Source organism: Citricoccus sp. SGAir0253 (assembly GCF_005877055.1).
Taxonomy (GTDB): Bacteria; Actinomycetota; Actinomycetes; order Actinomycetales; family Micrococcaceae; genus Citricoccus.
In genome coordinates this window covers 1,148,469-1,169,005 of record NZ_CP039424.1, presented here as the reverse complement: position 1 = coordinate 1,169,005, position 20,537 = coordinate 1,148,469, and the positions used below count along the sequence as shown (strand labels likewise).

General features: G+C 72.8%; 16 protein-coding genes. All 16 read right to left on the bottom strand.

Annotated features, from left to right (window positions below):
- Positions 1-88: 88 nt before the first annotated feature.
- The 16 genes from E7744_RS05365 to E7744_RS05290 all read right to left on the bottom strand — a co-directional run bounded on the left by E7744_RS05365 (position 89) and on the right by E7744_RS05290 (position 20,533).
- Positions 89-1,372: a citrate synthase gene (locus E7744_RS05365; protein WP_137773227.1), complete on the bottom strand. Its 1,284-nt coding sequence runs from the start codon at positions 1,370-1,372 to the stop codon at positions 89-91.
- A 147-nt stretch (positions 1,373-1,519) separates the two neighbouring features.
- On the bottom strand, positions 1,520-2,701 hold the full coding sequence (dapC, locus tag E7744_RS05360) for a succinyldiaminopimelate transaminase (RefSeq protein ID WP_137773226.1): 1,182 nt from the start codon (positions 2,699-2,701) through the stop codon (positions 1,520-1,522).
- Positions 2,701-3,033 carry a ferredoxin gene (fdxA, locus tag E7744_RS05355; protein ID WP_137773225.1) on the bottom strand — a complete coding sequence of 111 codons (333 nt, stop codon included), beginning with the start codon at positions 3,031-3,033 and terminating at the stop codon, positions 2,701-2,703. The genes dapC and fdxA overlap by 1 nt, the downstream gene beginning before the upstream one ends.
- An 82-nt stretch (positions 3,034-3,115) precedes the next feature.
- The gene (locus E7744_RS05350; protein WP_137773224.1) at positions 3,116-3,601 is read right to left on the bottom strand and encodes a hypothetical protein; all 486 of its coding nucleotides are present in this window, start codon (positions 3,599-3,601) and stop codon (positions 3,116-3,118) included.
- Positions 3,588-5,495 carry a translational GTPase TypA gene (gene typA / locus E7744_RS05345; RefSeq protein WP_137773223.1) on the bottom strand — a complete coding sequence of 636 codons (1,908 nt, stop codon included), beginning with the start codon at positions 5,493-5,495 and terminating at the stop codon, positions 3,588-3,590. Before typA ends, E7744_RS05350 begins: the two co-directional genes overlap by 14 nt.
- Before the next feature lie 279 nt (positions 5,496-5,774).
- Complete coding sequence (locus tag E7744_RS05340; protein WP_137773222.1) at positions 5,775-7,682, bottom strand: ABC transporter ATP-binding protein; 1,908 nt, start codon at positions 7,680-7,682, stop codon at positions 5,775-5,777.
- Positions 7,683-7,697: 15 nt separating this feature from the next.
- A complete protein-coding gene (locus tag E7744_RS05335) occupies positions 7,698-8,906 on the bottom strand; it encodes an ABC transporter permease (protein ID WP_137773221.1) in 1,209 nt (402 codons plus the stop codon).
- A gap of 32 nt (positions 8,907-8,938) precedes the next feature.
- Positions 8,939-10,456, bottom strand: a complete 1,518-nt coding sequence (locus tag E7744_RS05330; RefSeq protein WP_137773220.1) for an ABC transporter permease — start codon at positions 10,454-10,456, stop codon at positions 8,939-8,941.
- Between the two features lie 131 nt (positions 10,457-10,587).
- Positions 10,588-12,429 carry an ABC transporter family substrate-binding protein gene (locus tag E7744_RS05325; RefSeq protein ID WP_137773219.1) on the bottom strand — a complete coding sequence of 614 codons (1,842 nt, stop codon included), beginning with the start codon at positions 12,427-12,429 and terminating at the stop codon, positions 10,588-10,590.
- A gap of 356 nt (positions 12,430-12,785) precedes the next feature.
- Positions 12,786-14,303 carry an NAD(P)/FAD-dependent oxidoreductase gene (locus E7744_RS05320; protein WP_137773218.1) on the bottom strand — a complete coding sequence of 506 codons (1,518 nt, stop codon included), beginning with the start codon at positions 14,301-14,303 and terminating at the stop codon, positions 12,786-12,788.
- 86 nt (positions 14,304-14,389) lie between these two features.
- Positions 14,390-14,755, bottom strand: a complete 366-nt coding sequence (locus tag E7744_RS05315; protein ID WP_137773217.1) for a monovalent cation/H(+) antiporter subunit G — start codon at positions 14,753-14,755, stop codon at positions 14,390-14,392.
- Positions 14,755-15,033, bottom strand: a complete 279-nt coding sequence (locus tag E7744_RS05310; RefSeq protein WP_137773216.1) for a monovalent cation/H+ antiporter complex subunit F — start codon at positions 15,031-15,033, stop codon at positions 14,755-14,757. The genes E7744_RS05315 and E7744_RS05310 overlap by 1 nt, the downstream gene beginning before the upstream one ends.
- A complete protein-coding gene (locus E7744_RS05305) occupies positions 15,030-15,416 on the bottom strand; it encodes a Na+/H+ antiporter subunit E (protein WP_246858562.1) in 387 nt (128 codons plus the stop codon). Before E7744_RS05305 ends, E7744_RS05310 begins: the two co-directional genes overlap by 4 nt.
- Positions 15,413-17,023, bottom strand: a complete 1,611-nt coding sequence (locus E7744_RS05300) for a proton-conducting transporter membrane subunit (RefSeq protein WP_137773215.1) — start codon at positions 17,021-17,023, stop codon at positions 15,413-15,415. Before E7744_RS05300 ends, E7744_RS05305 begins: the two co-directional genes overlap by 4 nt.
- Positions 17,020-17,352, bottom strand: coding sequence for a sodium:proton antiporter (locus E7744_RS05295; RefSeq protein WP_137773214.1), 333 nt, complete (start codon positions 17,350-17,352; stop codon positions 17,020-17,022). Before E7744_RS05295 ends, E7744_RS05300 begins: the two co-directional genes overlap by 4 nt.
- 1 nt (position 17,353) lies before the next feature.
- Positions 17,354-20,533, bottom strand: a complete 3,180-nt coding sequence (locus tag E7744_RS05290; protein WP_138424640.1) for a DUF4040 family protein — start codon at positions 20,531-20,533, stop codon at positions 17,354-17,356.
- Between the last annotated feature and the right edge of the window lie 4 nt (positions 20,534-20,537).

Genomic DNA, 20,537 nt, shown 5'->3' with positions numbered 1-20,537 from the left:
CCCGGAATGGCCCCGAAAGGGGCCGGAACCGGGGCGGAATCGACCGCCAGTCGCGTGGTGGGGGGCGCCGGGGTGTCCGGGCCGGGGCTCAGGCGCCCGGGTAGTCCCGCAGGTCGTAGCCGGTGTACACCTGGCGCGGACGGCCGATCTTGGTGGACTTGTCCTCCATCAGCTCGCGCCACTGGGCGATCCAGCCGGGCAGGCGGCCCAGGGCGAACAGCACGGTGAACATCTTCTCCGGGAAGCCCATCGCCTTGTAGATCACGCCGGTGTAGAAGTCGACGTTCGGATACAGGCGGCGCTCCACGAAGTAGTCGTCCGCGAGGGCCTTCTCCTCGAGGCGCTGGGCGATCTCCAGCAGCTCGTCGTTGCCGCCGAGCTTGCCGAGGATCTCCTCCGCGGTCTTCTTGATGATCTTCGCGCGCGGGTCGTAGTTCTTGTAGACCCGGTGCCCGAAGCCCATCAGCTTGACGCCGGCCTCCTTGTTCTTCACCTTCTCCATGAAGTCCTCGGGGCTGATGCCCTCGGCCTGGATGCGGCGCAGCATGTTCAGCACGGCCTCGTTGGCCCCGCCGTGCAGCGGGCCGTAGAGGGCGTTGATGCCGGCGGAGACGGAGGCGAACATGTTGGCCTGGGAGGAGCCCACGAGGCGCACGGTCGAGGTGGAGCAGTTCTGCTCGTGGTCGGCGTGCAGCATCAGCAGCAGGTCCAGGGCCTTGACCATGTCCGGGTCCAGCTCGTACGGCTCGGCCGGGACGCCGAAGCACTGGCGCAGGAAGTTCTCCACCAGGTTCAGGGAGTTGTCCGGGTAGAGCATGGGCTGGCCCATGGACTTCTTGAACGCGTACGACGCGATGACCGGCAGCTTCGCCATGAGGCGGATGGTCGAGATGTGGACCTGCTCCTCGTCGAAGGGGTCCAGGGAGTCGGGATAGAACGTGGACAGCGCGGACACGGCCGAGGACAGCACCGGCATCGGGTGCGCGTCCCGCGGGAAGCCGGAGAAGAAGCCCTTGAGGTCCTCGTGCAGCATGGTGTGGCGGCGGATGTTCTCGTCCCACGCGCCGAGCTGGTCGGAGGTCGGCAGCTCGCCGTAGATCAGCAGGTAGGCGACCTCGAGGAACGAGGACTTCTCGGCCAGCTGCTCGATCGGGTAGCCGCGGTAGCGCAGCACGCCCTCGTCGCCGTCGATGAAGGTGATGGCGGACTTGGTGTTCGCGGTGTTCATGAAGCCGGGGTCGTACGTGACCAGACCGGTGTTCTTCAGCAGGGGTCCGATGTTCAGCCCGTCGTTGCCCGCGGTCGCCCGTTCGCGGGCCAGGTCGACGCTCGTGCCGTCGACGGACAGCGCGGCTGAAGTGTTGTCGGTCATGGGTACTCCCTCATGAGGTGGTCTGTCTGCGGACCAGGTGGTCTGTCTACGGGCCGCCGCGCCGACAGTGGGGTCGCGGAGCCCAATCCACGTCAACGCTACCAAGTGCCGGGCACCAGCACGGAATCGCCGACCGTGACGAAGGCCTCAGCGCAGGGCGTGCAGGCGCTCCGCGGCGCGGGCCACGGCCTCATCCGTGGCGGTGATCGCCACGCGTGCGTAGCCGTTCCCGGCCGCGCCGTAGAAGGTGCCCGGACCGGCGAGGATGCCCTGCTCGGCCAGCCGGCCGACGAGCGCCCAGCTGTCCTCCGGGGTGGGAGCCGGAGGGGTCCCGGGGCCCGCCGGCGAGCCGTCCCGGGCGCCGTCGCGGTCCCCGTCCCGCGTCCACAGGTACAGCCCGGCCTCGGAGTGGTCCACCACGAGCCCGGCGGCCGCCAGGGCGTCCTTGAGCAGGGCGCGCCGCGCCCGGTAGCGGTCCTTCTGCGCCGCCACGTGGGCGTCGTCCTGCAGGGCCACCGTCATGGCGGCCTGCACGGGGGCGGGGACGATCATCCCGGCGTGCTTGCGGGAGTTCACGAGGTTGGCCACGATCGCCGGGTCGCCCGCGGCGAAAGCGGCGCGGTAGCCGGCGAGGTTGGACTGCTTGGACAGCGAGTACACGCTCAGCAGCCCGGTGTGGTCCCCGCCGGAGACCTCGGGGGCCAGGATGCAGGGGGTGCCGGAGCCGGGGTGGTCCCACTGCTCCCAGCCGAGCTCGGCGTAGCACTCGTCCCCGGCGACCACGGCGCCCAGCGCGCGGGCCTGGTCGACGACGGCGCGCAGCTCGGCGGCCGGGGCCACCCGCCCGGTGGGATTGCCCGGGGAGTTGGTCCAGACCAGGCGCACGCGGGCGCGGGTGGCCGCGTCGAGCTCGTCGAGGGAGTCCGCGGCCACGGCCTCGGCGCCCACGAGCAGGGCGCCGATGTCGTACGTCGGGTAGGCCACCGTGGGCCGCACCACCACGTCCCCGGGGCCGATCCCGAGCAGCAGCGGCAGCCAGGCGATGAACTCCTTGGAGCCCACCGTGGGGATCACGGCCTGCGGGTCCAGCCCGGGCACGCCGCGGCGGCGGCCGAACCAGCCGGCGATGGCCTCGCGCAGGGCCGGGGTGCCGTGCGTCGTGGGATAGCCGTGGGCGTTGGCCGCATCGGCCAGGGCACGCTGGATCAGCTCGGGGGTGTCGTCCACGGGGGTGCCGATGGACAGGTCGCAGATCCCCCCGGGGTGGGCCTGGGCCGTGCGGCGGTAGGGGGCCAGGGACTCCCAGGGGTACTCGGGGAGCGTGAGCACTACAGGCCGGCCGGCGTGGGCTGCGGCGGCAGGGCGGCGATGATCGGGTGGTCCTTGGTGATCAGGCCCATCTTCGCGGCGCCGCCCGGGGAGCCCAGGTCGTCGAAGAACTCGACGTTCGCCTTGTAGTACTCCGACCACTCCTCCGGGACGTCGTCCTCGTAGTAGATGGCCTCCACGGGGCACACGGGCTCGCAGGCGCCGCAGTCGACGCACTCGTCCGGGTGGATGTAGAGGGAGCGCTCCCCCTCGTAGATGCAGTCGACCGGGCATTCCTCGATGCAGGCCTTGTCCTTGAGGTCCACACACGGCAGGGCGATGACGTACGTCACTTCAGACCGTCCACCTTCCAGCGGTTCGTCGGGTCGTCCCCCGGAGCGCGCGGCACGCCGGGGCGGGGATTCACGGGCCAGTCTAGTCCCGCGCCGCGGGGCCGCGGAGGAACGGCTGGGCCACGAGCATGGTGAGGACCGCCACGACGGGGAGGCCCCACAGCCACACGGCCCCGGCGATCGCCGGCCCGGGGACCACGCGCAGCGTGTACTCGGTCAGCCCGACCGCGAACACGTCCGCGCCGGGCCACGCCCCGAGGGCCAGTGCTGCGGTGAAGGCGCCCACCGCCGTCACTCCCCCGGTCCACGGCACCGCGGAGTCCAGGGTCCACCACAGCTGCACCGCGGCCACCAGCAGCAGGGCCAGCACCGCGCCCCACGGCAGCACCGCCTCGCCCAGCCGGAGGAAGTGGGCGTGCAGCAGCGTCCCGAGCACACCGGCGGCGGCGCCGAGGCCCAGGGAGGCCAGCACCGTCACCCAGCGCCGCCGGGCGCGGGGGCCGACACCGGCCGGTCCGGGACCGGCCGGCGTCGGGGTGGCGCGCCGGGGCGCCTCAGGCGCGGGCACGGGCGCGGTTGGCCTTGTTCCGCTCGTTGGCGTCCAGGATCACCTTGCGGATGCGGATGTCCTCGGGGGTGATCTCCACGCACTCGTCCTCGCGGGCGAACTCGAGGGACTCCTCGAGGGTGAGCTTCTTCGGCGGGGTGAGCCCCTCGAAGGAGTCCGAGGAGGCGGCGCGCATGTTGGTGAGCTTCTTCTCCTTGGTGATGTTCACGTCCATGTCGTCGGCGCGCGAGTTCTCGCCCACGATCATGCCCTCGTACACCTCGGCGCCGGGCTGGATGAAGAAGGTGCCGCGCTCCTGCAGGTTGATCATGGCGAACGGGGTGGCGGTCCCGGCGCGGTCGGCGATGAGCGAGCCGTTGGAGCGGTACTCGATCGGGCCGGCCCACGGCTCGTAGCCGTTGGCGATGGACGAGGCGATGCCGGCGCCGCGGGTGTCCGTGAGGAACTGGGTGCGGAAGCCGATCAGGCCACGGGCCGGGACGTTGAACTCCATCCGGATCCACCCGGTGCCGTGGTTGGACATCTCCGTCATGCGCCCCTTGCGGGCGGCCATGAGCTGGGTGATGGGCCCCATGAACTCCTCGGGGGTGTCGATGGTCATCAGCTCCATCGGCTCGTGGACCTTGCCGTCGATGGTCCGGGTGACCACCTGCGGCTTGCCCACGGTCAGCTCGAAGCCCTCGCGGCGCATCTGCTCCACGAGGATGGCCAGGGCCAGCTCGCCGCGGCCCTGGACCTCCCACGCGTCCGGGCGCTCGGTGGGCAGGACGCGCAGGGAGACGTTGCCGACCAGCTCGGCGTCGAGGCGGTCCTTGACCTGGCGGGCGGTGACCTTGGCGTTCTTGACGCGGCCGGCGAGCGGGGAGGTGTTGATGCCGATCGTCATGGAGATCGCCGGGTCGTCCACGGTGATCAGCGGCAGCGGCTTCGGGTCCTCCAGGTCGGTGAGGGTCTCGCCGATCATGATGTCCTCGATGCCGGCCACGGCCACGATCTCGCCGGGGCCCGCGGACTCGATCGGCTCGCGGGACAGGCCCTTGGTGCCGAGCAGCTCGGTGATCTTCACGGTCTTCAGGGTCCCGTCCTGGCGGGCCCAGGCCACCTGCTGGCCCTTCTGGAGGGTGCCGTTGAAGATGCGCAGCAGCGCCAGGCGGCCCAGGAACGGGGAGGCGTCCAGGTTGGTGACGTGGGCCTGCAGGACCTCGCCCTCGGTGTACCCCGGGGCCGGGATGTGCTCCATGATCGTGGCGAACAGCGGCTCGAGGTCCTCGCTGTCCGGCAGCTCGCCGTCGGCGGGCTGCTCGAGGGAGGCACGGCCGGCCTTGCCGGAGGCGTAGACGATGGGCAGGTTCAGCACCGAGTCCAGGTCGAGGTCCTCGACCTCCTCGGCCAGGTCCGAGGCCAGGCCCAGGAGCAGGTCCATGGAGTCGGAGACCACGCCGTCGATGCGCGCGTCCGGGCGGTCGGTCTTGTTGACCACCAGGATGACCGGCAGCTTCGCGGCCAGGGCCTTGCGCAGCACGAAGCGGGTCTGCGGCAGCGGGCCCTCGGAGGCGTCCACGAGCAGCACGACGCCGTCCACCATGGACAGCCCGCGCTCCACCTCGCCGCCGAAGTCGGCGTGGCCGGGGGTGTCGATGACGTTGAAGGTGACGGTCTGGCCCTGGGCGGAGGGGCCCGAGTAGAACACCGTGGTGTTCTTGGCGAGGATGGTGATGCCCTTCTCGCGCTCCAGCTCGCCGGAGTCCATGACCCGGTCCTCCACCTCACCGTGGCTCGAGAAGGCGCCGGCCTGGCGCAGCATCGCGTCCACCAGGGTGGTCTTGCCGTGGTCGACGTGGGCCACGATGGCGACGTTGCGGAGATCGGAGCGCTGGGTGAGGGTTTCAGTCATATGAGGACCTGTTCGTTCGCGGGGGCGGTGCTGGGGCGGACGATCACGCCACGAGCGGCCCGGTCACGGCCGAGGTCGCCACGGCGCCGCCCACGGTCGTGCCGTGGCGGGGTCGTCAGTGGCCCCGTTCGATTGTACGGGACACGGCCAACCACTGCCGCCACGGCCCCGGCACCCACCGTCGCCGCCGCCCGGCGTCGGCGGGAACCGGGACCAGAACCGGGACGGGAACCGGCACGGGCGGCGTCCGGACGGCGAGGGACCGGGTCCCTCCGCGGCTCAGTAGGGCCGTTCGCCGAGGGACTCCAGCAGGCGGCGCCGGTCCGTGCGCTTGGCCAGCTGCTCGTCCGGGTCCGGGACCGGGGCCGCGGCGAGCAGCCGCCGGGTGTAGTCCTGCGCCGGGTGGTGCAGGACCTCGGCGGTGGGCCCCTGCTCCACCTCGCGGCCGTCCTTGAGCACGAGCACCCGGTGCGCCAGCATGTCCACCACGGCCAGGTCGTGGGAGACGAAGAGGCAGGCGAACTCGTACCGCGACTGCAGCTCGGCGAACATGTCCAGGACCGCGGCCTGCACGGACACGTCGAGCGCGGAGGTGGGCTCGTCCGCGATCAGCACCTCGGGGTCCAGGGTGAGCGCCCGGGCGATCGAGACGCGCTGGCGCTGGCCGCCGGAGAGCTCGTGCGGGTAGCGGTTGACCACGGACCGCGGCAGCCGCACGGCGTCCAGCAGCTCGTAGGCCCGCTCCAGCTGCGTCCGGCGGTTGCCGACCCGGTGGATGACCATGGGCTCGGTGATGACGTCCCCGATCGGGAAGCGCGGGTCCAGGGAGGCGGCGGGGTCCTGGAAGACCACGCCGATGCTCCGCCGCAGCCGGCGCTGGTCCCCGGACGCCATCCGGGACAGGTCCTCGCCCCGGATGCGCAGGGTCCCCTCCGCGACGGGCAGCAGGCCGAGCACCGCGCGTGCGATGGTGGACTTGCCCGAGCCGGACTCCCCCACGAGCCCGAGGATCTCCCCCGGGGACACGGTGAAGTCCACGTCGTGGACCACGCGGTTCTTCCGCCGGCGGTGCTCGTACTCGATGCACAGCCCGCGGGCCTCGATCGCGTGGTCGGCCGTCGGCCGGTCCGCCGCCACCTGCTCCGGCTCGGCCACCTCGAGCTCGGCCCCGAGCCGGGGCACCGAGGCGAGCAGCCGCTGCGTGTAGGGGTGCTGCGGGTCCTGCATGACCTGGTGGACCTCGCCGGACTCCACGAGCTCGCCGCGCAGCATGACACACACGCGGTCGGCCATGTCCGCCACCACGCCCATGTTGTGGGTGATGAGCAGGATGCCGGTGTTGAGCCGGTCCTTGAGCGAGCGCAGCAGCTCGAGGATCTCGGCCTGGACCGTGACGTCGAGCGCCGTGGTCGGCTCGTCGGCGATGATCACCTCGGGCGAGCAGCTGATCGCCATGGCGATGACGATGCGCTGGCGCTGGCCGCCGGAGAACTGGTGCGGGTACTGCTTCAGGCGCGCCCGGGCGTCGGCGATGCCCACCATCTCCAGCAGTTCCGCCGCGCGGCGCTCGGCCTCCGTGCCGAAGGCGATGCCGTGCAGGTTCAGCGCCTCGGTCAGCTGGTCCCCCACGGTGAGCACGGGGTTCAGCGCGGTCATCGGCTCCTGGAAGACCATGGCGGCGTGCCGCCCGCGGATCCGGCGCAGCCCCGCGTCGTCCAGGGCGGTGACCTCCCGGTCCCCGAGGGTCACGGTGCCGGAGACGACGGCGTTGGCCGGCAGCAGGCCCATCGCGGTGGCGGAGGTGACGGACTTGCCGGACCCCGACTCCCCCACGAGCGCCACGACCTCGCCCGGGCGGATGTCGAAGCTCACGCCCTTGACCGCCTCGACGTCCCCGAACTCGGTGCCGAAGGTCACCGAGACGTCCTGGAAGGACAGGATGGGCCGGCCGTCCCGGTCGGGATGGCGGTGCACCACGCCTGGTGCGCCGGTCGCGGGCGAGGAGCCCGACGCCGGCCGTCGGCCCAGGCGGCCGCGCCGGGTCCCGGCCCCGGCGCCCGTCGCCTCCGCCCCGACCGGCCCGTCGCCCGGGACCGCCACGCCCCCGGCGTCCGCGGCGTCCGCGGCGTGCGCGCCGGTCCGTCCGGCGTCGCGGTTCTCGTACTTCCCGCGTCCGAAGATTCCCATGGTCCTCACTCCCGCCTAGTTCCCGCCGCCTGGGAGGTCCCCGAGGCCGGAGGCATTGCCCGGCTGGGCAGGGACGTCCCTGCCGCCCCCCACCGGGCCATCCACGGCGGTCTGGTCGAGCGCCTTCTCGCGCCCGGAGATGCCGAACGTCCCGAAGAGCCGCCGCCGACGCGCGGCGCGGGCGCCCTGGCGGGGGTCGAAGGCGTCCCGCAGCCCGTCCCCGAGGAAGTTCACGGACAGGGCGATCGCCAGGATCAGCATGCCGGGCCACCAGAACAGCCAGGGACGGGTGGTGAACGCGTTCTGGTACTGGCTGATCAGCAAGCCCAGGGACGAGTCGGGCGCCTGGACGCCGAACCCGAGGAAGGACAGGGAGGTCTCCAGCAGGATGGCCGTGGCGATGGCGAAGGTGGCGTTGACCACGATCACCCCGATGGTGTTGGGCAGCAGGTGCCGGCCGATGACGCGGCCCGGGCGCGCCCCCATGGCCACGGCCGCCGCGACGAACTCCTTCTCCCGCAGCGAGAGGACCTCCCCGCGCACGAGGCGGGCGAGCGAGGTCCACGTGACCAGTCCCAGCACGAGAGCCAGGGGCAGGATGCCGCCGCCCAGGCCGCTGGACATCCGGCCGAGCACGGCGGCCAGCACGAGCAGCGGGATGACGATGATCAGGTCCGTCAGGCGCATCAGCACGGCGTCGAGCCAGCCCCGGAAGTACCCAGCCACCGCCCCGACCACCGAGCCGACCGCGGTGGACACCAGCCCGACGACGAGGGCGATGATGAGGGACTGCTGGGTCCCGCGCATCACCAGGGCGAAGTAGTCCTTGCCGGTGGAGTCCTGCCCGAAGGGGTTCTCCCCCCAGCGCACCCCCTCGCCCCCGAGCCACTGCGGCAGCACCGACAGGGTGGGCACGCCGCCCTCGACGACCTGTCCGGCGCGCGTGTAGTCCTTGTCCCACCAGCCGGGGATGCCCGCGAAGCCGATGGAGCTGAAGGCGAGGACGAAGATCAGCACTAGGAAGACCAGGGAGACCATGGCCGCCTTGTGGTTGCGGAACCGCCGCAGGACCATCTGCCCCTGGCTGTAGGACTTCCCGGTCTTGGCCCGCAGCCTCGCGTCCTCGACCTCGGCCAGGTTGGCGAGGTCGACCGACGGCGGCACGGGGCCGGGCGGGTCCGCGGTGGGGGCGCCGGGGGTGCCGGTGGTGGTGGTCTGGTCCATCGCGCGAATCTCGATCTCGTTGCTCATGCCGCTCACACCCGGATCCGGGGGTCGAGGACGGCGTACAGGATGTCCGCCAGGAGGTTGAACAGCACCGCCGCGGTGCCGGTCACCAGGAAGAACGCCATCACGGGGCCCGGGTCCACCTGGTTCAGGCCGGTGCGGAACAGCTCGCCCATCCCCTTCCAGCCGAAGACGGTCTCGGTGATGACGGCGCCGCCGATGAGGGCCGCGAAGTCGAACGCCATGATCGTGGTCAGCGGGATGAGGGAGTTGCGGAAGGCGTGCTTGAGGATGACCTGCCGCTCCCCCAGGCCCTTGGCCCGGGCGGTGCGGATGTAGTCCTGCTGCTTGATCTCCAGCATCGAGGCCCGCGTGTACCGGGAGTACGTGGCGAGGGAGATCAGCGTCAGCAGGATGGTGGGCAGCAGCAGCTGCGCGCCCTTGTCCAGGAAGTCCTCCCAGAACGTGCCCGTGAAGTTGGGCGTCTGCGAGCCGATCGTGGAGATCGGCCGGCCCTTGGCCTCGAGGAAGCCGGGCCAGCTGCGGAACAGCTGCTCGACGACCATGAGCCCGCCCATCACGAGCGCGGTGACGGAGGCGACCAGGGCCGCGGGGCCCTTGGAGTACCCGCCCACGAGCCGCCCGACGCCGACGGCCAGGGCCAGGGCCACGACCAGCAGGCCCACCAGGATCCACCACGTGGGCTCCCACAGCAGGGCGTAGGTGGCGTAGTAGGCCGCCAGCCCCAGCGCCACCGTGATGAGTCCGGCGTAGAGGACGCGCCGGTTCCGCAGGCCCGCCAGCAGCGCCGTGGCGCCCACCGCGGCGGCGGCGCCGACGAGCGTGATCGCGACCGGCCCGAGCTGCGGGTACCGGGCGAAGTCGAGCCAGTCCAGGTACGGGACGACCGCGCACACGAAGGCGAAGGTCCCCGCGAAGGTGAGCAGTCGCCGTCGGGCCGATCCCGCGAGCGCCGCCTGCAGGGCGACGCCCAGGACCGCGGCCGCCAGGAGGACGGCGGGCCACGAGAACCCCGGATCGGCGATCCAGTCGTTGAAGCCGATGGCCAGGTACTCCTTGAGCAGCACGGCCGCCCAGAACACCGGCAGGGAGAAGAAGAGGAAGGTCAGGAACGTGACGGCGTAGTCCATGCCCGAGTACTGGCGGATGGCGGTGAGGATGCCGATGGCCACGCCGAGCAGCATGGCGATCACCGTGGCGAGCACGACGAGCCGGAGCGTGGAACTGGCGGCCAGCGCCAGCAGGTCCGTGACCTGCTGGCCCGAGCGGTTCGTGCCCAGGTCGCACTGGCCGATGACGCAGCGCCCCACGCCGGTGAGCCAGGTCCAGTACCGCTGGTACCACGGCTGGTCGAGGTCCATGAAGCGGATCCTCTGCTCCATCAGGAACTCGCGGTTGTCCGCGTTGGACTCACGGAGGTCCGCGAGGGGGTCGCCGGAGTTGACGACGAGGACGTACAGCAGCACCGAGGCGCCGAAGAGCACGAGGAGGGAGCTGCCGAGACGTCGGAGGATGAATGTCAGCACTGCGGGTGGTGCCTTCCGTACCGGGAGATGGGAGGGGCGGGGACGGGGCCCGCATCGGCCGAGGCCCGGCCACCAGGGCGGCCGGGCCTCGGCGATGGGACCCCTCGGGTCCAGCCGGGCGTCTCAGCCCGTCACTCGGTCCGCATCCACTGCTCCGCGTTCCACACGGCACCGCTCTGGGCCGCGGTCTTGCGGACGTTCGCGACGTCCGCCGAGTGGGCCACGATGCCCGGGTGGGCGTAGAGCGGGATGCCGAAGAGCTCATCCCACAGGGCCTTCTCGATGACCTTCACCTGTTCCGCGTGCACCTCCGGGTCCAGCGAACTGGCCAGGGTGTCCCAGGCCTGGTCCACCTCCTCGCTGGCGAACTCGCCGTAGTTCTGGGTGCCCTTCGAGGAATAGATCTCCTGGCCCGAGGCGATCTGGCCCGAGCCGGCCCAGGCGAACAATGCCACCTCGTAGTCACCGTTGGGCAGCGCCTTGTCGAAGAAGTCCGCGGAGCCCACGTCCTCGACGGTGAAGCCGGCCTGGTCACAGGACGACTTGATCATGGCGACGGTGTCCGTGCGGCGCGGGTTGGGGGCCGAGTAGCCGATGCGCACCGTCAGGTTGTCCTTGCCGGACTCCTCGACGAGCTGCTTCGCCTTCTCGAGGTCCACCTCGTCGTAGCGGCCGTCATAGGCCGAGTCCACGACCTCCTGGTAGTTCTCCTGGAACGGGAAGACCTCGCGGGCGTTCATCACCTGGGCCTCGGGGTCCAGGGGCTTGATGAGGTTGTCCACGATCTCCTGCCGCGGCACGCACAGGGCGAAGGCCTCCCGGAGCTCCTTGCTGTCCGCGAAGATCGAGGAGTCACGGAAGTTGAAGTCCAGGTGCTCCCAGGTCAGCTCAGCGCCCTTCTGGATGACGACCTGGTCGCCGAGCCCCTCGAGCTGTTCGAGCGTGTCCACCGTCGCCTGGGGCTCGATGACGTCCAGGTCACCGTTCTGCAGCGCCTGCACGTGGGTGTCCGCCGCGGCGAACCGGATGACCAGTTCCCGGGTGGCCGCGGGCGTGCCCCAGTACTGGTCGTTGGCCTCGAGCGTGATGGACTGGCCCGGTTCCCAGCTCTTGAGCTTGTACTGGCTCATGGAGGGGGCGATGGACTCGTCCGGGACCTCACCCGGCGAGGCGTTCCAGCCGGTGTTGAAGAACTCGGCGGCATCCTTGAGCGCCGCGGAGTCCTCCTTCTTCACCGCGTCGACGAGCTCCTCGACGGACATGTCCGACTGCTCGGCGACCACGTGCGCGGGCAACGGCGGGTAGAGCAGGATCTCCCAGTCCGCGTACGGGCGGTCGTAGACGAGCGTGAACTCCTTGTCCCCCGCCTCGGCCTCGGGCGCCTCGGTGACGTACTCGCCCAACGTCTGGGAGATCGAGTTGAACAGCGGGGTCTCGCCGTCCTCTCCGACGATGCGCGGGTTGGACCATCCCCACTGGAAGATGAAGTCCGCGGCGGTGACTGGGGTCCCGTCGGACCAGGTGGCCTCCTCGTTGATGGTGTACTTCACCGTCAGCGGGTCGTCCGAGACCTTCTCATAGGAGCCGAGCTCCTTGTTGGGGTAGATCTTCCCGTCCGTGCCGAAGTAGGTGAAGCCCTGCATCAGGCGCTCGGTCACGGCGGAGTTGTAGGTGGAGTAGGTCTCCGGCGTGAGGCTGTTGTAGGACAGGAACTCGTCCTCGCCCACCGAGTAGGAGACCGAGCCGTCCTCGGTCTGGACGTCGCCCAGGTCGGCGAGGCCGGTGTCGGCCGGCTCGACGCTCAGCTTCTCGCCGGACTCGCCGGTGACCATCTCGCCGCCACTGGCGGAACCCGACCCTGCCGGGGACGAGCCGCCGTCGTCCTGCGCCGGTCCCCCGGGCGCGCAGGCGGACAGGACGAGCGCCGAACCGGCCAGGAGGGCGGCAGCGGCAGAAAGCTTTGTGTACCTCATCAAAGCGTCTCCATTTCAACGGGTGCGAGGCGTGGACCGCCCACGGTCCGGGCCCGTCGTGGGGACGGGCGGGGCCGGGCCGCCCGGGGAAACCGCATTCACGGCGCTCCCGCGGGTGTGAGCAGCACCACAAGGTGTGGTCGAGGATAGCGCCGGACTATCCGAAGGCACCATTGAACAAGTGGCCGCGGGCCAATCGTTACCCATCCGTAACTTAGCGCTGGCTTGCGGGGATGCCCGTGTTTCCGGGCCGCGACAGTCGGGTGTCCAGGGTGTTTCCGGCCTCCCAGAAGGGCGTGTCCTCCGTCACCATCGTGGAATTCCGGGGTCGACGGGCCCCTGGGAGGGGGTCGGGGTCAGCCCCGCCGGCGCCGCGCGTCGCGCCGGGCGGCGTCGGCCAGCACGGCCCGGGCCGCGTGCAGCCCCGCCATGCCGTGCACCCCGCCGCCGGGCGGCGTGGAGGAGGAGGCCAGGTACAGCCCGGGCGTGCCGGTGCGGTGGGGGCTCGCCACGGCCGCGGGCCGCAGCACCTGCTGCAGCCCGCCCATGGACCCCCCGGCCACGTCCCCGCCCACGAGGTTGGGGTCCCACGCCTCCAGCGCCGAGGGCGTGGTGGCCACGCGGTCCACGATCCGGTCCCGGAAGCCGGGCGCGAAGCGCTCCACCTGGTCGGCGACGAGGTGCTCGACCGGGGCGTCGTAGCCGCCCGGTACGTGGGCGTAGGCCCACACGACCGTCCGGCCCTCCGCCGGACCAGTGGCGCGGGAGGGATCCGCGGCCTGCTGCTGGCACACCATGACGAACGGGCGGTCCGGCATCCGCCCGGCCGCGGCCTCCCGCTCGGCGTGCTCCAGCTCCGCGAGCGTCCCGGTGACGTGCACGGTGCCGGCCCCGGCCACCCGGGCGTCCGTCCAGGGGATGGGTCCGTCCAGCAGGTAGTCGACCTTGGACACCCCCGTGCCGTACCGCCAGCGCCGCAGCTGGGCGGCGTAGCGGCCGCCCAGCCCGGTACCCTGCAGCGCGAGCACCTGGCGCGGGGTGAGGTCCAGGACCACGGCCTCGGCCACGCCCACCTCGCGCAGGTCACGCACCTCGTGGCCCACGTGGACCCGTCCGCCGTGCGCCTCGAGCACGGAGACCAGGGCGGCGGTGATCGCCCCGGTGCCGCCTCGGGCCACGGGCCACCCGCGGGTCATGCCGAGGGCGCCGAAGACGAGCCCGAACGCGGAGGTGAGCAGGTGCGAGGGCGGCAGGATGGCGTGGATCGAGGAGCTGGCGAACAGGGACCGTGCCGCCTCGTCCCGGAACAGGGCCCGGCCGAGGGCGCCGGCGGGCCACGCGGCCCGCACCCCGAAGCGGGCCAGGGCCAGCGGGTGCCGCGGGAGCCGCAGCAGGGAGGGCCCGAGGATGTTCTCCAGGTGCTCGTCCACGCGGTCCACGATCGGCGCGTGCAGGCGGGTCCACGCCCCGCCGTCACGGCCGAGGTCCGCGGCCGTGGCCTCGAGGGACCGGTGCAGGACCGCGGCCGGGCGCCCCTCGAGCGGGTGCGCCATGGGGACCTCGGGGTGCGCCCACTCCAGGCCGTGGGCGGCGAGGTCCAGTTCCCGGAACGCGGGGCTGGCGATGCCGAAGGGGTGCCCCGCCGCCCCGAGGTCCACGATCGTGCCCGGGCCGAGCACCGGGGCGGAGGCGGCGGCGCCGCCGGGCGCGGCGTTGCGCTCGTAGACGTCGACCGACCAGCCGGCCCGCGCGAGGAACGCGGCGGCGGTGAGCCCGTTGGGCCCGGAGCCCACGACGACGGCGCGCCGCCCCTCCGCGCCCCCGGCGCCGGGCGGCGGGGTGTCCCCGGCTCCGGCCTCGTGCTGCGTGGTCATGTCTGCTCCCGTCCGTCGGCGCTCCCGTGGGCATCCTTCCGGACCGGGGCGGGCCGGCCGCGGACCAGGGGGCGCGGCCGGGCCCGTCAGCGGTCCCGTGGTGCCGAACCTATCGGATCGGCGAGCTCCTGGGGATGGGTCCGCGGGTCGATCGGCGCCCCGGACTGGTAGACGGCGCGGGCCAGCGTGTTGGACGCCAGCGAGGAGACCACCACGAGCGAGGCCACGGTGACGAGGCCGACGAGCAGCGTCCACCACGCGAAGCCGTCGCGCCCGGTCAGGTGTACCAGGACGCCGATCGTGACGAGGGGCAGGCCCATCCCGGTGGCCGGGGAGAACACGTTCATCATCTGCAGGGCGTCCCGCGAGCGCACCATGGCCACGGACGAGAGCAGCACCAGCACCACCCCGCACAGGACCAGGACCGCGGCAGCCAGCTCGTACGGTTCCATCAGCGTTCCCCCCTCGTGAGGATGCGGGCCAGCGCGATCGTGGCCAGGATGCCGACGAACCCGGCGAGCATGGCGGCGTCCTGGACGACCGCGGAGCCCGCCTGGATGCCCACGATCATGAGGATGCCGATGCCGGCGAAGTACACGAGGTCGCCCACCACGGCGCGTTCCGCCGCGGACCGCGCGGTGAAGATCCGGTACAGGCCGAGCAGGATCGCGAGGGCCAGGACGCCGAGGGCCACGGACAGCACGACGTCGTAGGGCGTGGCCAGGCTCATGCCGCCTCCTCCCAGCGGGGCCCGCGCGTCATCCGCAGCAGCCGGTCCTCCATCTCGCGCAGCCCGGCGTGCACGGAGGCGCGGTCCGCCTCGAAGACGGAGTGGACGAACACGGTGACGGGCTCGGTGTCGGTGCCGTGCGCGGTGCCCACCACGAGGGTGCCCGGGGTGATGGTGATGGACGAGGCCATCCAGGTCACCTCGAGGTCGGTCGCGCAGCGCAGCGGGAAGGCCACGATGGACGGCTCGGCGAACGGCCCCGGGGCCAGGGCGCGCCGCGCGACGGCGAGCGAGCCGGCGAGCACCTGGCCCACCAGCCAGGCCACGTAGCGCAGCATCTGCCAGGCGCTGAAGCGCCAGCGGGTCTCTCGGGTGTCCGTCACGGCAGCACCGCCTCCACGTAGGGCCGGGTGTCGAACAGGCCCGCGGCGGCCGTCTCCACGACCGGCATGAGCACCCCGGCGAACACGAACAGGGCCACGGACACCGCCATCATGGCGGCCCCGGGGGCCAGCAGGGCCCCGCGGATGCGCGGCGCCTCGCCGACGGGCTGCTCCGGCCCGCGGGTCCCGTCGGCCCGGACGGGGCGGTGGACGGCGAGCGGCGGCCCGGCGAAGCTGGACCCCCACAGCCGCTGCAGCGCGACCAGGGTGATGACCGAGGACACCACGATGCCGGCCAGGAACAGGGGCACCAGCCGGCCGCCGCCGGGCACCGCGCCGTCCGCCCCGGCCACCGCCAGGCCGAGCCCGAGCTTGCCCCACAGGCCGGAGGTGGGCGGGAAGCCGGCGAGGGACAACAGCCCGAGCGCCACGAGCACGGCGGCCAGCCGGTCCCGGTGCAGCAGCCCGGAGATCCGCCCGAGCACGCCGGTGCCGTAGGTGTGCTCCACGGCGCCGGCCGTGGTCAGCAGGGACGCCATGGTGACGACGTGGTGGACGAGGTAGAACAGGGCCGCCGCCACGGCGGCCGGGGAGGCGACGGCGGCGCCGATGAGGATGTGCCCCACGCCGGCGACCATCTGGAAGGCGAGCACCCCGCGCAGCCGGCGCTCCCCGAGGGAGCCGAGGGCGCCGACCACCATGGTGGCGAGCACGACGACGGCGATCACCCCGGCCACGGTGGCCGCCGTCCCGGGACCGGTCACCGCGGACCCGGACGCCGGACCGGACCCGCCGCCGGCCGGCGTCGCGCCCGGGGCGAAGACGGTGAAGTAGACCCGGAACAGGGCGTACAGCGAGACCTTGGTGTGCAGCCCGGAGAACAGGGCCATCACGCCCGCCGAGGTCCCGGCGTAGGCGCGCGGCATCCACCCGTGCACGGGCACGACGCCGGCCTTGATGCCCAGGGCGAGCAGCACCACGGAGACGGCCAGGGCCACCTGCGGGTCCTCGCCGGCCCGGCCGGCCAGCACGGCCAGGTTGACGGTCCCGGCCGCGCCGTAGACCAGCCCGACGCCCATGAGCAGGATCGCGCTGGTGACGAGGCTGACGATGACGAACATCCGGCCGACCCCGAGGCGCCGCCACGTGCCGGTGACGGCGAGCAGGGCGTAGGACGGCAGCAGCATCACCTCCACGAACACGAAGAGATTGAACAGGTCCCCCGTCAGCAGGGCGCCGTTGACCCCGGCCATCAGCATGAGCGCGAGGGCGGGCACGAAGCGCAGCCGGTCCTCGCCCGTGGCGGTGAGGAACCAGCAGGCGGCCGCCGTCGCGAGGGCCGTGGTGGCGAGCATGAGGGCCGTCAGGGTGTCCGAGACGAAGGGGATCGCGATGCCGCCCTCGTAGTCGCCGATCGCGTCCGCGAGGACCGGGACCCGGCGGTGGTGGGCGAGCAGTGCGACCGCGCCGGCCAGGGCCAGGACGGGGACGGCCACCATGAGGACCCGGTCCACGGAGCGGCGCCGCAGGACCACGGACACCCCGGCCAGCAGCAGCGGGACGGCCACGAACATCGGCAGCCAGGACGCGGGCTCCAGGGCGGTCATGCGTGCTCCTCCCCCGTGTCCGGCGGGCGCTCCTGGTCGTCGTCCCGGCCGACCACGGCCAGGGCCAGCATGAGGATGCCCGTGGCCATGGAGATGACGATGGCCGTGAGCACGAAGGCCTGGGGCAGCGGGTCCGCCGCCTCGGCCGCGGTGGACACGTCCATGAGCGGCTCCGCGCGCCAGCCCGGGACCCCGGTGGCGAGCAGCAGCAGGTTCGCGGCGTGGGAGACGAGGGTGAGCCCGAAGATGGAGCGCACCATGGAGCGCTGCAGCAACAGCCACACCCCCGCGGCGGTGAGCACTCCGACGGTCACGGCCAGGACGAACACGTCAGCGCCCCCATTCCCCGGGCCGGGACCCGTCGGCGATGTGGCGGCTGCCGGGGCGCACCGGACGCTGCCCGCGGGGCGGGCGGCCGCCGGCGGCCAGCATGGCGTCGACGGGGTTGTCCGTGGGTCGGTCCGTGGGTCGGTCCGTGGGTCGGTCCGTGGGTCGGTCCGCGGACGGCTCCCAGGGCCCGGAGAGCTCGCCGAGCACCGCCTCGTCCACGCGCTCGCGCGTGCCCTCCCCGCCGGGGGACTCCTGGACGGCGCGGGCGGTCCCGAGCACGTTGAACGCGAGCATGATCAGGCCGATCACGGCCAGGTAGACCCCGGCGTCGAACACCATGGACGTGGTCACCTTCTGGCCCAGCAGGTACCCGTGCTGCGGCTCCATGTAGGTGCCGGTGAACGCCATGTTCCACAGCCCCGTGCCCACGGCCACGACCACCCCTCCGCCGATGAGGTACAGCGGGGCGCGCGGCGGGCCGATCTGCCGGTCGCGGGAGGTGGACAGGTACAGCAGCCCCACGATGGCGGAGCCCACGAGGGCGGCGATGAAGCCGCCGCCCGGGGCGTTGTGCCCGCGCAGGAACAGCACCGCGGAGACCACGGCCAGGACCGGGAGCAGGAACCGCAGCATCAGCTGCAGCTGGCTCGTGTTGCCCCAGGAGCCGAGCACGGCCCGGCGCGCGGCCGCGCTGCCCAGGGCCGGGCCCGGCCCGTCCGAGCCGTCCTCGTCCCCTGCCGCCACCGCGGGGACGGACGCGGGGTCCATGAAGCGGTTGCGCACGGTGGACAGGACCGCCGCGATCGCCACGCCGGTCATGCCCAGCACGGACAGCTCGCCGAGGGTGTCCAGGGCGCGGAACTCCACGAGGATGACGTTCACGATGTTGAAGCCGCCGGTGATCTCCTGGCCGTTCTCGAGCAGGTAGGTGCCGACCGCCGACTTCTCCCGCCGGCTCGTCAGTCCCCACGTGGCCAGCCCGGTGGCGAGCCCCGCGGACAGGGCGACGACCGCCGCCGGGAGCGCGCGCCGGGCCCGCACGCGGCCGAAGGCGCGCGGCAGCCGCTGCAGCACGAGCATGATGACGATGATCGTCAGCGACTCCACGAGCAGCTGGGTCAGTGCCACGTCCGGGGCGCCCAGGGAGACGATCTGGACGGTCACCAGGATCCCGACGGCGGACAGCGCCACGGTGGCGCCCAGCCGGGACCGGGACAGGGCCACGCCGAGCACGGCGACGACGACCAGCACGAGCAGGACCACGTCCACGGGCCGGTCCAGTCCCGGCTGCAGCGGCGGGAGGGCCCCGCCGGCGTGCAGCAGCAGCACGCCGGGGACCACGACGACGGCCAGGGCGGCCATCATGGCCCCGGCGTGGGAGGCCGCGGCGTCCCGCGCGGTGAGCCGGGCCGTGAGCACGCCGGCGAGGGCGAGGGCGCGGGTGCCCGCCTCGAGCAGCGAGGACCCGCCGACGGGCAGCAGCGCCCGCTCGAGGGCGGGCCACAGGCGGTGGCGGACCGCGACGGTCACCAGCCCGAGCGCGAACACCGCCAGGGTGGTCAGCAGTTCGGGCGTGATCCCGTGCCACAGGACGAAGTGCGGCCGGGCAACGCCGCCGGACAGGGCCGTGGTGGCCACCGCGCCGACCGCGCCGTCCAGCAGCGGCAGCACGGCCAGGGCGGCGACCGAGGCGAGGATCGGCAGGGCCGCCGAGGTCACGAGCACCGCCCCGGGGCCGTGGACGTCCCGGTCCGCGGGCTCGTCCCGCCCGCGGTGGCGCCCGGGGTCGAGGAAGCCGCCCACCACGAGCTTGGCGCAGTAGGCGAAGGTCAGCACGGAGCCCACGGCCGCGACCGCCAGCGCCACGGGCCCGGCCCAGCCGGGCAGGCTGCCGGCCGTGGCCGGGACGCCCGCGCCGCCGTCGTCCCCGGGCCAGTGCACGGCCCACTCGGCGAGGGCGGTGAGGACGGACTCCTTCGAGACGAACCCCAGCAGCGGGGGGATGCCGGCCATGGCGCCGGCGCCGAGCACCGTCACGGCGAACGTCACGGGCAGGGCGCGGTACAGCACCGGCAGCCGGTGCAGGTCCCGGGTCCCCGCGGCGTGGTCCACGACGCCGACGACCATGAACAGGCCGGACTTGAACAGCGCGTGGACGATGGTGTGGAGCACGGCCGCGGCCAGCCCGGCCGCCGAGCCCGTGCCGATGGCCGCGACGACCAGCCCGAGCTGGCTGACCGTGGAGTAGGCCATGAGCCGCTTGAGGTCGTGCTGCTGCAGGGCGCGCCAGCCGCCGATGACGCTCGTGACGAGACCGGCGGTGACGAGCAGGACCGACCAGGCCAGGTCCTGGTGGAACAGCGGGGAGAAGCGCAGCAGCAGGAAGATGCCGGCCTTCACCACGGCGGCGGCGTGCAGGTAGGCCGAGACCGGGGTGGCCGCGGCCATGGCGTCCGGCAGCCAGGAGTGGAAGGGGAACTGCGCGGACTTCGTCATCGCCGCCAGCGCGACGAGCACGCCCACCGTCGTGGTAAGCGCCGGGTCCTCGCGCCAGACCGGTGAGGCCAGCACCTCGCCGAGGTCCGTGGTGCCGGCGCGCACGGCCGCCAGGACCACCGCGACGAGCAGGGCGAGGCCGCCGAGGAAGGTCACCAGCAGGGTGCGCATGGACGGGGCGGCCGCGGACGGGCCGGAGCGGGCGATGAGCAGGAAGGACGCGAGCGAGGTGAGTTCCCAGCACAGGAACAGCACCGCCAGGTCGTCGGCCGTGACGAGCCCGACCATGGAGAGGGTGAACATCGCCATGCCGAGGTAGAAGCCCAGGTAGTGGCTCGGGTGCTGGTCCCGCTCCAGGTACCGGGTGGAGTAGGCGAGCACGACGGCGCCGATGAGCAGGGCGATGAGCGTGAACAGGCTGCCCAGCGGGTCGGCGGCGAAGGCGAGGTCGATGCCGCCGTCCAGTCCGGGCACCGGCACCCACTGGACGGACCACGCCGCCGGGGAGCCGGGGTCGGGCGACGCCCCGCCCGTGCCCGCGGCGAGCGCCGGAAGGTAGGCCAGGGCGGCCGCCACGTAGACGGCGGCGAGCGGCCACCCCGCGCCGCGACCCCACCGGCGGCAGGCCGGCGGCGTGGCCACGAGCCCGACGGCGAGCACCGCGAGCGCCAGGGCGAGGGACATGGCC